This is a genomic window from Candidatus Protochlamydia sp. W-9, from assembly GCF_001950615.1.
In the GTDB taxonomy this organism is placed as follows: Bacteria; Chlamydiota; Chlamydiia; order Chlamydiales; family Parachlamydiaceae; genus Protochlamydia; species Protochlamydia amoebophila.
Window position 1 is genome coordinate 20,298 of the sequence record NZ_BCPZ01000389.1, and the last position, 15,731, is coordinate 36,028.

General features: G+C 32.2%; 10 protein-coding genes and 1 pseudogene. 3 read left to right on the forward strand and 8 right to left on the reverse strand.

The features are described 5' to 3' along the window. Positions 1–183: 183 nt before the first annotated feature. The 4 genes and pseudogenes from BU804_RS12410 to BU804_RS15610 all read right to left on the reverse strand — a co-directional run bounded on the left by BU804_RS12410 (position 184) and on the right by BU804_RS15610 (position 1,626). Positions 184–405 (reverse strand): Fic family protein, encoded by a 222-nt coding sequence (locus BU804_RS12410; RefSeq protein ID WP_143298998.1) that lies wholly within the window; start codon positions 403–405, stop codon positions 184–186. A gap of 25 nt (positions 406–430) precedes the next feature. Continuing rightward, positions 431–865: an ATP-binding protein gene (locus BU804_RS10510; RefSeq protein ID WP_075884022.1), complete on the reverse strand. Its 435-nt coding sequence runs from the start codon at positions 863–865 to the stop codon at positions 431–433. A gap of 107 nt (positions 866–972) precedes the next feature. Beyond that, positions 973–1,491 (reverse strand): annotated as a pseudogene (locus BU804_RS10515) (AlbA family DNA-binding domain-containing protein); the annotation flags it as partial. A gap of 12 nt (positions 1,492–1,503) precedes the next feature. Continuing rightward, complete coding sequence (locus tag BU804_RS15610; protein WP_255371581.1) at positions 1,504–1,626, reverse strand: AlbA family DNA-binding domain-containing protein; 123 nt, start codon at positions 1,624–1,626, stop codon at positions 1,504–1,506. A gap of 546 nt (positions 1,627–2,172) precedes the next feature. Here BU804_RS15610 and BU804_RS10520 point away from each other — a divergent pair. The 3 genes from BU804_RS10520 (at position 2,173) to BU804_RS10530 (ending at position 7,190) form a co-directional block, all read left to right on the forward strand. Continuing rightward, positions 2,173–4,335 carry an ankyrin repeat domain-containing protein gene (locus BU804_RS10520; protein ID WP_075884024.1) on the forward strand — a complete coding sequence of 721 codons (2,163 nt, stop codon included), beginning with the start codon at positions 2,173–2,175 and terminating at the stop codon, positions 4,333–4,335. 318 nt (positions 4,336–4,653) lie between these two features. Beyond that, the gene (locus BU804_RS10525) at positions 4,654–6,789 is read left to right on the forward strand and encodes an ankyrin repeat domain-containing F-box protein (protein ID WP_075884025.1); all 2,136 of its coding nucleotides are present in this window, start codon (positions 4,654–4,656) and stop codon (positions 6,787–6,789) included. 128 nt (positions 6,790–6,917) lie between these two features. Then, positions 6,918–7,190 (forward strand): hypothetical protein, encoded by a 273-nt coding sequence (locus tag BU804_RS10530; RefSeq protein ID WP_075884026.1) that lies wholly within the window; start codon positions 6,918–6,920, stop codon positions 7,188–7,190. A gap of 243 nt (positions 7,191–7,433) precedes the next feature. On the opposite strand, the gene BU804_RS10535 is transcribed toward BU804_RS10530, so the two are convergent. From BU804_RS10535 to BU804_RS10550, 4 genes are all read right to left on the reverse strand, one after another. Beyond that, positions 7,434–9,362, reverse strand: a complete 1,929-nt coding sequence (locus tag BU804_RS10535) for an AAA family ATPase (protein ID WP_075884027.1) — start codon at positions 9,360–9,362, stop codon at positions 7,434–7,436. Positions 9,363–9,816: 454 nt separating this feature from the next. Continuing rightward, positions 9,817–11,133 (reverse strand): serine hydrolase domain-containing protein, encoded by a 1,317-nt coding sequence (locus BU804_RS10540; RefSeq protein ID WP_075884028.1) that lies wholly within the window; start codon positions 11,131–11,133, stop codon positions 9,817–9,819. A gap of 37 nt (positions 11,134–11,170) precedes the next feature. Then, entirely contained in the window at positions 11,171–14,323 is a 3,153-nt protein-coding gene (locus BU804_RS10545) for a lantibiotic dehydratase (protein ID WP_075884029.1), read from the reverse strand. Next, positions 14,296–15,618, reverse strand: a complete 1,323-nt coding sequence (locus BU804_RS10550) for a lanthionine synthetase C family protein (protein WP_075884030.1) — start codon at positions 15,616–15,618, stop codon at positions 14,296–14,298. The genes BU804_RS10545 and BU804_RS10550 overlap by 28 nt, the downstream gene beginning before the upstream one ends. Between the last annotated feature and the right edge of the window lie 113 nt (positions 15,619–15,731).

Here is a 15,731-nt window from a genome sequence, read left to right on the forward strand (position 1 = left end):
ATTACCGAATTATCACACTTACATTTCAAGTTGTAGAGTTCTGCAGTTTAGAATTCTTAAATAAATAATTTCCTAACTTAAGAAGTTGAGAAAGTTTCTTTTAAAATATGTCTCAATTCTAACCGGCTATCGAGTGTTATGTTTTTCTTGAAATGCCAAAGTTTTAGTTTTTAAGCTTAGGTTTTAATCGTGTAATTTGTATCTTTGAAGTCTACTATTGGGTTTTTCGGGTATTGTTTGAACAATTTTCTCTTGTTTCAGCAGTTGATTGAGTGCTTTCTTTAACCCTCCAGAAATATGTTTATGCCCTATATGTTTAGAAATTTCTGATTTAGATAGAGGTCCTTCTTTAAGCAAATTGAGTACTTCAATTTCTAAAGACTCGGACCTTGACTTGGGCCTCAAATGACCAATGAACTTTTCTTGCTCATCAGATTTTTTCCAGTAGAAAAAAAAGTGGAAGGAAAAAAGTTGTGATAACGGATTGGGATCGACCTTCCCATATTGGGTTTTGGTTTCTATTTTCTTTGCACCATTTTATAATATTTAGTGTTCCCATGCCCCATTTTTCAATAATTCCTGCACGATAAAATACATTTGCAATAATAGGATTCCAGGGTTTTGATTCGTGTGGCCGAATTAATTTCTCGGGCGTGATATCAAAATAAAGGATTTCTGGATTGATGATCTCAAGTTTATCATCGTACATCCCAATCGCAACAGATCCTCCCGGAGTTGTATAATCTCTGTGACATATTGCATTAGCTACTGCTTCTCTCAGTGCTAAAGGGGGATAAAGAGGATAATCTTCTCGAACAGTCTTTCCCGGTACTATCCTTCCAGCTATAGGGATATGGTCTAGCAAAAAAGTTTCACTTCGTTTTATAAGTCAAAAGCGTTACCCCAATAATCTCGGTTATCCATAAACTTCTTTAATCGATCAGAGCCTCTAAATCTGGCGAGTCTGATGGATCATTGAGGATAACTTGAAAAAAGCCTTTTACTCTTCCCATATAATGCAATAGCTGCATTAATCAGATACCCACCATCAAAAAGTCCCAAACCTCTTAAAATTGATTCTGAATCTGTATGAGAGGGTTGTCTCATACGTCCTAGCTTGACAGCATTTTCCAGTGTTAACTGAATTTCTTCTTCATCAAGATCTTGCATTGTCACCCAATCAAGCGCAAGTTCATTTTCCCATCTGCGGTGAGCATGAAATTTATTTAAAATACGCTTTTCATACTCTATTCGAGGCATGATTTGCGTCGTTGGGCCATGCTGGATATAGGGACGCCCATCATAGCAATAAGTCCCCAGTTTTCCTTCTATTCTTATGACAATCACCGCCTTATTATTTCCAACGGCAACAGTTTCAATGTCAGGAAAAGCTGGCGGTTCAATTCTACGAAGTTCAAGAGAGACATCCTCAATCGTTTTTGCGTTTACATCTTGACCAATAATTTCTCCTTTATCTGAAATACCAAAAAAGACAAAACCTCCTTAGCCATTCAATAAAGCACAAACTGTTTTAGAAGCTTCTCCTCGTTGTCCAGTTGTTTTTTTTAACTCTAAGTTTTCTGATTCGCCCTTTGCGATCAATTTTTCCAATTCTTCCAAATACATGTAATCTTGGCCCTTTTTATAAATCAGTGAAATCTTTTTAAAAAGTAAGTTTATGTTTTAAAGATAATGAGTTTTAAACTCGAGATATTATCAAAAAGTATGTATTTAAAGATAAGGTGAGCGCAAGTTTAATTAAGTTTTAACGCCTATATTTTCTTAACCAACAGCCCGCTATTCGTATTCTTTGGGAAACCATATAGTGGATTAAATTGAAAATGACAATCTTTGCTATGCACATGATTTTTAGAAAAAAAATTTAGATAAAATGATAAAGAAATAGAGATTTTAAATTACTTTTTACACATATTTTCCCCTATTGATCCCAAAAATGAAAAAAAATTTATACAAGTTTCAAATTCATCATCTAATCAATTTTTAGAAGAAATTAAGCTTATTAATCACTCGACAAGCATTTCTATTAATCTTTTCATAAACCATACATATCAATATTTTGAATCCGAACTGCTCTCCTGACTTGATTCTTTTTGCCTAACATTGTAAGGTTTGAAATAAATTTTTTTTATTAAAAGCTACCTAGGGGTAAAGATGATTCAGAAAACAACTGGCTTTCAAGTTCAGAATACTATAGCAGCAGCTAGCGAGATATCTGATAACCTTTGTTTAGTATCAATGCCAGTTGAAATTGTTACTCATGTTTTTACTTTTTTAACGGAGAATTCAAAAAATCTGCTTAATCTAAGGTTAGTTTGTTCGCGATTCAAAGCTATCATCGAAACAGATGGCAATTGCAGACGGCTTTTCGACATGAGCAGCTCAAGAGATCCGCTATTCCAAAACAGTTCAAAAATTTCAAACTATATCAGCAAATTCCTCTTACATCTGACCCCATACCTAATCTCTAAAGCAGGTGTTAATAAATTATTAGTCAGCCCATCTTTTAAAGATCGTTTTGCTATAACAATCCTTAACATATTTTTGCAAAAAGTTTTAAGAAATTCTATTAGTCCAGCTGATAAACAAGCTTTAATAGAAAAGATTGAACACTTAAAAACCCGCCTTCATATCACCATAGAACCCAACACAATTTCCTCAAGTTTTGAATTGCAAGAAAATCAAAACCAGGAAAACTGCAACCCTCTTTTAGAATTATTTATCAATTTTGGAATTGATCCAACGGCAGTTAATAGTCAAACTGATGATTCTTTATTAGGAGAAGCGGCAGCCCTACAAAACGCAGAAGGCATAAGGATCATTTTGGAAGCTCTTAAAAATAAGGGAATAATTGGGGAAGAGTTAATCAAAAAGCTAAATACACAAAATGGTTATAGAGAAACTGCTCTTCATCATGCAACAAAGAACGATGTTATGCCTTATCATAATCGAAAAAAAATGAAAGAAACCGTGAACTTATTGCTTGAACATGGTGCTGACTTTCACATTGAAAATGACGACGAAGTCACGCCTTTTGATAATTTTGAAATTTCAACAGATGTCAAAAAATTTGTAAAAAAAAGTTATATTAAATTATGGACTAAAAAAAATTCAGAAAAAGACTCTATTCAAACTAAAGAATTGTATGCAGCGATAAAACAAAAGAACCCAAATAAAGTCAAAAAACTCCTTGAAACTGAGGAAAACCTTATTAATCACCCAAATCTAAAACGAGGCGGAATAACACCTTTAATATATGCTTTATATTATGGAAATTTAGAAATTGTTGAACTTATCCTTTCTTATAATCCTAACCTTACGCATTTAGATGATACTAGATACTCTGTATTTCATTGTTGCGTAAGTGGTAAACTTAATGCAAAAGCTAAAGTTAATATTTTAAAAAAGTTAATTCAGAATGCAGTAAGTAGTGGACAAGCTGGTATGATTGCAAAAGCGGACGTTTGGGGAAATTCTACCCCTTTCAGTATCGCAATCAACTATAATAAAGATTCTTTAGAGCTCGTGCAACTGCTTTTGCCCTATTATCGGGATGAAATAAATCAAAAACCCTATTTATCCATGGCAGTTAAGATGAACCAGGTTGAAGTTGCTCGTTTATTACTTGAAGCAGGAGCTAAAATTAATTTTCAACCGCACTATTACGATACCGACCATCCTTTATATTCAGCTGTCTCTGATGAAAATGTAGTAATGACAAGGTCACTTCTTGAATTTAACGCAGACCATCCTTTATATTCATCTGTCTCTGATGAAAATGTAGAGATGACAAAGCTGCTTCTTGAATTTAACACAGATCCCCATGAAGTGAATGCAAGGCATGAGGATCTGGATGGGAATGAAATGACTATCTTGCATATTGCCACCAAAAATCTGAATCTGGAAATAATGAAACTTTTACTTTCTCAGGAAAAAATTGATCTTTATGTCCAAGATGATGAATGTCATACACCTTTGGATATCGCTATGGAATCGGGATATTATGAGGGCGCCAAGCTCTTGATTCATTCTGGAGCTCAAATAAAGTTGACTGAGAACTCAAAGATTTTAAGTGAAGAGGGACCTCATTTCGATAAACTTAGGAATCATTTATTATATTTATTCATAAAGAATAAAGATTTGGATTCCCTTCAATTACTTCTTAATAGCCCTTTCGACCTTCAGCTCACGACAATAAATGAAGAATTTGGTAAATCTCCCATTATGTATGCAAAAGAAATTGATCCTAAGATAATGCAAATGATTTACAGACTAAATTTGAATAAATCAAATAGGAATGGAAATTATTCGAATTAGGAAATTGCCATAGCTTGTTGATTTAAACTCATCCATCTCAAATGTCATTGGCGCTATAAGAGAGCTTTTTTGGATCTTCCTTTTGAACTCTTTCTCGAATCAAAAACGACTGTATTGATCGCCTTTAGACAAATTTTTTTAGCAATTTTCAGGAAAAATTAAGCTTATTAATCACCCTAGAAGCATTTTACTTAATCTTTTCGTGAATCATACATATCATTAATTTGAATCTGAAATGCCCTAATTTGATTTTTTTTATCTAACATAATAGAGTTTAGGGTAAAATTTTTTTTATTAAAAGCTATCTAGGGAGTAAAAATGATCCAGAGCAAACCAATTGGCTTTCAAGCTCAGAATAATCTAGCAGAAGCTAGTGACATATCTGATAACCCCTTTGAGGTATCAGTCCCAGTTGAAATCGTTGCTCATATTTTTACTTTTTTGACGGAAAATTCAAAAAACTTGCTTAATCTAAGGTCAGTTTGTTCGCGGTTTAAAGCAATCATCGAAACAGAGGGCAATTGTAAACGATTCTTCAAAATGAGCACTTCTAAAGATCCCCTTTTCCAAAATAGTTCAAAAATTTCAAACTATCTCAGCAAATTCCTTTTGCACCTGACCCCATGTCTAACCTCTAGAGAAGGCGTTTATAAATTATTAATCAGTCCATCTTTTAAAGATCGTTTTGCTATAACTATTCTTAATATATTCTTGCAAAAAGTTTTAAGAAATCCTATTAGTCCAACTGATAAACAAGCTTTACTAGAAAAGGTTGATCACCTAAAAACCCATCTTTATATCTCTATAATATCCCCCTTATCTTCCCCAAGTTTTGAATTGCAAGAAAAGCAAAATCAGGAAATCATCAATCCTCTTTTAAAATTATTTATCAAACTCGGAGTTGATCCAACGGTAATTAATCGCCAAGGATTTCGATCTTTATTTAAAGAGGCGTTAGACTTACAAAATACAGAAGGTATGAGGATTATTTTGAAAGCTCTTAAAAACCAGGGAGTCACTGAAGAAGAGCTACCAAAAAAACTAAATGAAAATGATAATAAAAATTATTTGGAAATAGTTGCTTATTTTTTTATACGAAATGCCGTTAGTAAGCCTTATTATAATCGAAATAAAGTGAAAGAAGCCTCAAAGCTGTTATTTCAATGTGGTGCTGACTTATCCTTCGTTCAAAATAAATTCAACTCTAGTTTAAGGGAAATGTATTTTACAGATTCTCGATCCGAAATTGAAATTAAAAAAATTCTTAAACAGATTTTTTCTAATACTGAAGAAAATTTAAAAAACCTTTCTAACCAAAGTGAAAAATTGCATGCAGCGATAAAAGATGGCAACAAAGGTGAAATCGAGAAATTCCTTCAAGATGATAAAAACCTTATTAATCATCCAGATACAAGACAAGAAATGACACCTTTAATGCATGCTTTATATTGTGGAGATTTAGAAATTGTTAAATTCATTCTTTCTTATAATCCTGATATCACGCTTTTAGATAAGATAAGATACTCCGTTTTTCATCATTGCGTAAGTGGTGGACTTGAAGCAGAAGCTAAAATTGATATTTTAAAAAATTTAATCCAAAGAGCTGAAAGTATAGAATGTCAAGATATGATTGCAAAAGCGGTCAGCAGGGTAAGACCGACTCCTTTTGATCTAGCGATTATTTCTAATAGGTTTTGTTTAGAGATCGTAAAATTGCTTTTGCCCTATTGTCTTGAAGACATAAATCAAAAGCCCTATTTACACAAGGCAATTGGTGCAGATAAGATTGAGGTTGTTCGTTTATTACTTAAAGCAGGAGCTAAAATTAATTCTCATCAACCGGATCATGATATCACAAACACTTTAAGTTATGCTGTTTTTAAAGGAAATGTAGAAATAACAAAGCTGCTTCTTAAGTTTGATACAGATTCTCGTGAAATAAATGCGAAGTATAAAACATATTCTCCTCATAAAAGGAATATGTATAATCATCCGTATAAAATGCCACCCTTGTGTGTGGCGACCAAAAATTTGAATCTGGAAATGATGAAACTTCTACTTTCCCAAGAAAAAATTGATCTTCACATCCAAGATGATCAAGATCATACACCTTTGGATATCGCTATGGAATCTGGATATCATGAGGGTGCCAAGCTCTTGATTCAGCGTGGAGCGCAAACAAAGTTGTCCGAGACAACAAAGATTTTAAGTGCAGAGGGGCCTCATTTCGATAAGCTTAGACAGCACTTATTATATGTATTTATCGAGAATAAAGATTTGGATTCTCTTCAATTACTTCTTAATAGCCCTTTCGATCTTCAGCTCACAACAATAAATAAAGATTTTGGTAAATCTCCTATTATGTACGCAAAAGAAATCGATCCTAAGATAGTGCAAATGATACATAGAATAATTTGTAATAAATCAAATAGAAGTGGAAATTATTCGAATTAGTAAACTGTCATTGCATGAGATGAATTCGCTTATTTTGCTTGAGCATTGCTTTAGTTATTAGAAGAAATCTTTAATGGTGGTTTTTCCTCCTTATTAGTAGAGAAAATCTTAACTCAAAAACGACAATAATGATTGCATCGCTTTTCTGCGCTGCTTTTGGCAAAAAATTAGATCCTGCACAAGCTAGCCAAACTGTAGCTCGCTATGCTTTGAATCAAGCTATTAATTTAGAAATAGAAAAGAGATCTAGCCATGTGATTTCCACTTTTCCTTTTATTCAATATTTAAAAGAATACTTGGAAGTGACATCTTGCAACTTTAAACTTTTTACAACAGTGGCAGATGTAAAAAATTTAGCTCCATACCTACAAAAACGTCTTTTATGCTGTAATTTTACTTAAAGGCAAAAGTTGAGATTAGATCTATGAGAGTTTTAGTCTTCAAGTTCGAATTATGTCTAAATATGCATTGAGATGGGTTGTAAATAAACTCTGCAAAAAATTAAGTTTTTACTTAAACATTAATATCATCTAATAAGTAATTTTGTATGGTGCATAGAAGGCAGATTATGCCTTCTATATTAAAATTAAATATTAAACAGTTATATTATCTTTGAATAATGATAAAATAAAAATTTTAATGACTTAAATTTCTTTTTCTTTTCCTTTATCTCCATCTAGGGTCTGCCTCAATGACTCCTCAAATTCGGTAACCAATTCCGTAATAAGATCGGTATCAAGCTTTGGCATATCCAATCCATAGCTTTGTTCTATCCGAGATAACTTTTCTCTTAAATAAGGTATTTTATAATATATATTAAAAATAAAATGCCTAAGTTCTTTACTTTTACTTTTATTGTTTGTCTTCCCAACACTTTCGGCAAGCAAAAGTAATTTTCGTTTATATGTTGCTATCTTTTCAGCTACTTCTTGATATTTTTTTATTCCTTCAGATTCTGAAGTAACGCATTCTTTTAATTCTGCGATTTTTTGTCTAACAGCTTTTAATTTAATCTCAGCAGCTTGGCTATCACTGGTATCAAAAAAAGTTATATATCGTGACTGTAAACTATCAAGCTTAATCTGTGTTCTTTTATATTCCTCTTCATGAGGGGGTTGTAATTCCTTTAAAAAAATTTTTGAAATTGCATTAGTTAAAATACGTTTTGAAATTTCGGGTTGAGTAAGTTGTTTATATGTTCTGCATAACCTTTCAGTAAGTAAATAAATATGCTCTAATACCTCTTCTGTAATAGATACTTCAGGAAAATGTAGTCTCATCATTTCCCTTAATAATAACTTGACTTGTTTTTTAGTTAATGAGTTAATGTAAATTGGTTTAAAGCGCCGAGCTCTGCTGGCATCAGACGCAATATACTTTAAGTAGTCTTCTTGAGTAGTTGCGGCAACCACATAAGGCAGTCCCTCTGTGCTAGTATCTAAAATTGATTTTAGCATTTCTCCGTAACGTGCTCCATGCTCTTCGTTCATTAAAACATGGATTTCATCTAAAGCAATAATAATATCATTTTTAAAGGGAGCGACAGTATGTAAAAATTTTCCTATTTTATCTTCTGTTTCAAACATTTGATTAGTAGGTAAAAGAAGAGCTGCTGAACCACCAAATATATTCTTTTTTTCTAAAACATTTTTAACAGCTTGTGGAACATCACCTAAAGCTATACGACGTGCTAATTCCATTAAAATAACAGTTTTACCTACTCCTGCCTTACCAATCAGTAAAGGATGCTGACGAACCGAATTATTAGTAGATTTCCAGCATAATAAGACTCTTTCTATAATATCTTCCCGACACAATAAAGGTTCAATATTTCCTTCAATAGCATCTTTTGTACAATTACGTAATGGTGGAATTTGGGCTGGTATTGGGCGTAAATATTTATAGGTTTTAAAAGATGCAACTGTTAATAATACTATGCAGACCATTATGCCAAAAATTACTGTTTTGTCTATATAGTCAGGTGTGTGTTCTGCTATTAACTCATTAACGGCAACAGAAGCAAAAAATGGTATAACTAATAACATAACAAGTGATTGAATAAGTTGGGTTGCTTCCCACAAACTATTTGGTCCTTTACTGTCATTAATTAAATCAACTGCTAAAATAAGTCTGTCAGCTAAATTTGGATTTTTAGTTGTATATGATGCAGTAGAAGGGCGTGTTGACTGCGCTAAATGTTTACAAGCTTGCATGTTTATGAGCACTTCACTTATTTTTGCCCTTACGTCTGCTGAAAGTGAAGCCTCTAAAAAATTAAGAGGGATATTTTCTAGAAATTTATCAATAGATGCTTGATCAAGTTGACATACATGCGAACAAATTTTTTTTAATTGGTCTTCGCTTAAGTCTGATAAAAAATTTTTTAAACGAGAATTTCTCTTAAAGAACCATTGGTTTTGTAATAGCTTTTGTATTGCTAATTGTTCGGTTTTATCTAATTCAGCTGCTATTCGCTCTCCTTTTTCTATACTTGGATCCGAATTTATACCTCCAATATGGTCATATGTCCCATAAGAAATCAATGGCTGCTTTAGAGAATTAAATGTCTGCATAATATGCCTTGTAATTTAAAGCTGATAATAGTAACTAATCAATAAAATTTTAGATAGAACGTTAAAAATAGCTAAATCAAATGCTGTTGTCAATATTATTTAAAAAAATATTAGGAGGTATTGTCAAAATAAAAGGAAATAGCTCGCAATTATCCGAAATAGTGTCGGAGAGCAAATTAACCTTATAATTAAAGATAAGGCTTTAGATTTTTAGTTTACAATCGAAAAAGGATATTCACAGGATAAACAAATAAAAGAATAGACTGATTTGAAAGATAGAAGGCAAAATTTTTTCTCTAGATACCCAAGTTTTGGATTTGTATATATTAATTTTTTTGATTATAGTTCTTATAAGGTCAAATCTTGATTTGGAAAGTTTAGCTATGCTAAGAAATTTAAATCGCTTTATTGCAAAATTAAATAGGATTTAAAAAAATTGAATGAAACCATAAATTTAATCTACCTTATAAAAAAATATTTTTTCTTCATCAGTTGTAAAAAAAGTAAATTTAATTTGATTGTGAGATTCAATAAAATTTATATGCATATAATTTTCTCCAAAATACTTAATGAAGAATGTATTTTGGGATGCAGGATACAAATAAAGTGGTGCTGATTTATCTAATTTCAAAATAAGGTGATTATCTTCTCTAACAATTTCAATAAGACAATCTTTTAAATCACCTTTTCCACGATAGCTACCTACAAACTTTTCGAGTGAGGAAGCAGAAAGAGACACGGTTTCAAATAATCTTTGTAAAGGGAATTTTTGATTTAACAAATGGTGGCCTAATTGATCAATAGAATCAGAATTTGTTAATACGATGATCCCTTTCTTTTCATTGGGAGCATATCCCATGAAAGATGTAAAACCTAGGGTTTTTCCTGCAGCCGCATAAAAATGGCTGTTATGCCTATAATCAATAGTTAAACCCGGTGTTGAGATAATTTCCTCTTTATCCCATTTTAGATAGGGATTTATGAGTTCATTTTTCACCGTTAAATCGATTTTATTAGAAAATAAAAATTTTATATACTTTTCTAAGTCTTTGGCTGTCGACTTCAAAGCTCCAAAAGCCGGTAAAGCAATAATTTTCCAATACTGGACTGGTCGACCATTGCTTGTACCCTCTACCATTGATTCTATCAAATCTGCTGGGACATCTTGAAAAGTTCGATTCATCTGAAGCGGACTTAGTATTTTCTCTTTTAAAAGTTCATAATAATTTTTTCCTGTAATATTTTCTAAAATATGTCCTATTAGTCCATATCCAAGATTAGAATATTGAATTTTAGTGCCTGGTTTTTGTTTAAGCTCAGATTGGTTAAGATATCGATAAAGATCATCAATTGTATAATCTGCAGCTGGAGTAGTGTTACCTTGAATAGAAAGATAATTTTCACCCCAAGGCTCAATTAATCCTGAGGTATGCGTCAATAAATGTCGCATAGTGATCTTCACGTCTTGATAACTAGGAATATTAACTGCTAAGGGAAGATACATTTCTACTGGCTCGTCTACAGAAAAATATCCTTCTTTAGCTAATAAAAATGTTAGATGGGCTGTAAATAATTTAGTCAAAGAGCCAATTTCAAAAATTGAAGTTTCTAGCTCTTTTTTACTAAGATGAGAATCCCGAGGGGAGGCAATATAATATTTTGTTTTGTCATCGATCATTTCTACTACTACAATTGCGCTGTTATAACCATATTGCACACGCTTATCAATTTCTTTTTGGATATTTATTTGATGACAAGCAAATAACTCCATAAAAAACGCCCAGAAGAAAAAAGCAATTGTTAGTAACTTACACATAAATCGACTGATTTAAATTACTATATTTTTGCTTATTTATTAATGCATACGTAATAACTCTAGCTTTTCTTTCCATTTCGTGATTTGTTCCCATTAGACGATTACAATGCATATGAATAATACTGTCAAAAATATAATTTTTACTATTCCAAAGAACATTCTCTGCTGCAATTTTTTCTATCTCGTTGTGAAATTTTTTAATAGCCTTATCAATTTCTTGAAATTGTTCATAAAAATGCGCATAGTAGGGAAATAATTTTAGCATTTCTTCCTGATCAGCTTTATTCACCAAAAAAGAACTGAATCTAATAAGCTGTTTAAGTTGTGTACGCGAACCGATTAATAAGTTCATGTGTGTTTTCATTGGTGAGAGAAATTCAACCATAGCATCAATATCTGGGCAAAATCCTTTCATCATATTGACAATAGCTAACGCAGACATATATTCTAAGGAGAAGGGGACTAATTTTTTATCTACTTTTTTAATAAGACTTGCACATAAAACACTATCTGCATAAAAAATATCTTCGACACTGTCCATAGCAGCAGGCCCTCCATATCTTTCGATTTCTTTTTCAAAAGTATGAAGGGAAAAATCACTTAACATTGCTCTTTCTATTAGTTGCGCATTCCATTGTAATAAAAGTGGCAAGACATGAGTCATTAGCTCATCGGGTTTTCCATGCAAGCGAAATCGAATATGCGACTTTTCTTCAATATACCGCAAATAAAACCATTTATCAATCAGTCCATTTTGAATCAAAGAGTCTGCAAAGTTTTTTAAATAAATAGTAATAAAATCCGCCTCCAAATCTATTGGCAGAAAATATTTTATATATAACCAATCACTTCCCCCAGGAAATTTTGATCTTTCCAAAATAGGTATCTGCAAAGTGGTTGGAAAAGCATTAATGGTTTGAGAAATTTGGTTTTTATTCCTTTTTTTAATTAAAGGAATAACTATTTCTGCTACGTGGTAACCTTTATCACTTTCTAATAATTTGCCATCTTGCAAAGGAATATATTCAAACAAGATGATTTCTTTTTTACTCGTTAATTTCTCTACAATTAATTTAAATTCATTTAGCCGTTTCCAATTTACTTTCAAGCGGTTATCAAATTCAGTTAAAAAAATGTAATCAGGCACATTATACTTTTGCAGCGCAATTTGCAATTTTACCTCGATTTCAGAGAATTTAGCTTCTTTTGAAAGTCCTAATTTTTCGAAGGTAAAATACCATCTTGCAGGGCTCAAAACTACATTTTTATAGCGCAGTCTTGGTAGATAAGTCAAATGATGATGTTCTTGAAGAATAAAAGGGTTATAATTATCTAAATGTTTTTCAGAAATGTCTAACATTAATTTTAATAGAGGAGGAGCCAAATCAGAGTTTATAGCTGTACTTAAGCCAACTTGAATTTCTTTGTTTAATTTCTTTGAGTATAAATAAAGTCTTTCTTCATATGCGCCTACATAAATATCATCTAATTCCAAAGAATAATCATTTTCTTCTTGATAATGAAATTGTAGTTGGTATTGACGGGTTTTTTCAAAATAACAGACATTGGCTGTACGGGCTTTTACAGGCGTAAAAGATGCTTCTATACGTACCACATGGGGTTGAAGGGCTTCTTCTTTTTTTAAAAATTGACATAAAGACTCTTTTTTTGATTGATCCCATAAATATAAGAATCTTCCAAAAGTACTTCCAGCTTGAATAGATCCTACAATTGGGTTCATAATAACATTAAAATGACCTTTATCCATTTCTTCCTGAGAATCAGCTGTAATTTCAAGAAACAGTTCCACAGAAAGAGGGGCTTTTTGCTCGGTATCTAATAGATTTACCATATTCTTTTTGACAATTTCTTCAACATTAATTTCTTGAATAACACTAGGCTGTTGTAAAGAAAGAAAATCCTCAAACCAGTTATTTTTATCATTAAATTCTTCTTCTTGTTTCTTTTTAGGAAATCCCAAACCAAAAATAGAGCTAGTCAATTCTTGGATAGGAACTAAACGTGTTACACCATATTTCTCCAAAAATTGTTTATGGTATTCATCAATAGGATTAAATTGTTTAACCTTACGCGTGAGGCAATAAATCACGGTAGCTATTTCTTCCATCAAATCTTTAGTTTTTTTATTTAAATGGAGAGCATCAGAATTAAGATATGTGTCAACTTGAAGAGGGTATTCAACTGTTTTCCAAGGTCCTGCTTTCTCAATAAGAGTTTCTATTAACGAAATCCCCTGTCCAATAGAATTGTTTTCATAAGCTTGTATATATCCTGCCAACTCTTTTAGAAAATTGCCTGTCGCTAGCGTTTCATCATGTGACGTATAATTTAACTTCCTATTTACAGTCTTGGCGAACTCTTCAAAGCTAAAAGATTGATCTATGCGAAAGGATAATTCAGATAAAAAAAATCCTTGTTCAAAAATCTTCCAAAGGCATTCTTTTATTTTATCTTGGGGATATTCTGAAAAAATTTTAAATAATTTATCTTGCAAAGCAGAATAAATAATAGGCTTTTTGGCAAATGTAAAAATTTGTTCTGTAACAATCGTATTTTTAATCGAGATAACATCATATTTCTTCTCATCTGCTTTAAAACGACTCAGTGTAATTTTCCCCCCTTCTTTCATGCTATTTGGATTGATCATCACTTTAAGCATTTTAACAAATTCATAGTCCTTATGAAGAAGATCAACCAAAGAATTAAGCCATTCCATGTCTAATCTAGCTTTCTTTTGCACTAAGGAAAGTTGAAATCTAAGGTTTGTTTTGTCGGCAAAAGTTCCCCATCCAACAAAAGAAAATGTTCCAAAAGGCGTTGCCCTAGAAGTCATCCTCAAAAAATATTTTAAAACACTGGCGTAAATTTTTTTTAGGTTTTCCTCACTAGTTTGAGACCATATTTGAATAGCTTTGTATAAATTAGGGCTTGCTAAAGCAATAGCCTCTAAAAATGCTTTTGAACCGCAAGCAAATTTAAGAAGATCTTCATAAGAATGATCATCCTGAATATCCTCGTTGACAACTGGTAATAAAGCTACTCGTGCCATAAAAAAATCGGCACATTCATATAGTCGATTATAAGTGTCCATAAAACCTAAATATTTACAAATGCACGATCCCAAGGAAAAATTTCCTCTTTGTGCAACATCAATAAAGAGAGAGCAATACCGGCGGCACCGCTGTATAAGCCTGGGTCATCTACCCACATATAGTCGTTAGAATCGTTAAATCCAACAGATCGAAAACCGAAAGGAGCATTAGGGTCATAAAATCTTTTAAGGCTTTCTTCTAGTTCTAGTAATTTATTTTTTAGAAAAACACTGCCTGTATCTTTAGCCATACGATAAGTAACTGCTAGGTGCCCTGCTCGTCCGTAGCAAAATGAAGTCCCTAATAAATTCCATTCTTTTTCGGGCTTTGACCACATAGAAATAAAAGCGTCTTCAGCATAACTTTCTAACGAGCAATCTCTCAACGCCTTAGAGGTTAAATAAAGAGCTCTTGTCACAGCAGGAATACCTGTGCACCATGTATCTCGATTTAGTTCTGGCTCGCGAATTTGTTGTGTACTTTCTTCTTCAATGGAAAGGGTATGATTCCAAAATTTACCATAAGTATATAGTCCTTGTTTCTGTTTAAGCCATATAGAAATTTGTCGCATTAATTCATATCCTTCGTCAGGGCAAAAACCTTCTAAAGCTGCAATAGCCAGAGCTGACAAATAACCAGTTATACCGTATTGAGAGTTTAGTAAAAAACAACCATTAGGATACGTTTGTTTTTCTTCATTAGCTATATAGTGATCTGAGGAGACAAACCATCCTGGAACTGAAGAAGAAAGATTTAATTCGCATTTTTTCTGTAAATCAAGCGCCAATTTTTTAATGTAAGCAGAGCCTACAGACTGAAGATGAGTATTATCTTTTCTCATAGAAATATATGTCAAAATTCCCCCTAGGCCATCTGCTAAATTATATTTTTCTGGGGAAATAAAGCTATTCTCTGAAAAATTTTTATTAAAAAGATGATACTGTATTTCTTGAATTAATAATAAATCTAATCTTTCTGTCAGTTTTTTATAGCGAATGCCTAATTTAGAACAAAGAAGAACAGCTACGCATAAACCTGTAATACCAGTAAATAAAGAAATAGTAGTATATCTGTTTTTTTCTAAAGCTTCCACAGCTAGTTTTAGATACTCATGCGCATTTATATCGTAATTTTGTCCTGGAAAAGACGCATCCATAATTGCAAAGAAGGCTGCGATACCAGCAAAGCCATAAGTAAATGAATGCCTTTCCCAGCTATCAGCATAATATTTTTTATTTTTAATCGCATTTTCAATTGCATCCATCAATTGATTGGGTTCACTAAGCTTATGGGCAACGCTCTGACAAATATCTAATGCATGATACATAAATTAAGGCCTAACTAAAAAAATAAAATAATTAAATTCTTGTAGATTGTAATACCTACTACCGAATTTTAGAAATGGGCCTTTGGATGAAAATTACTTTTCATCCAAAGATA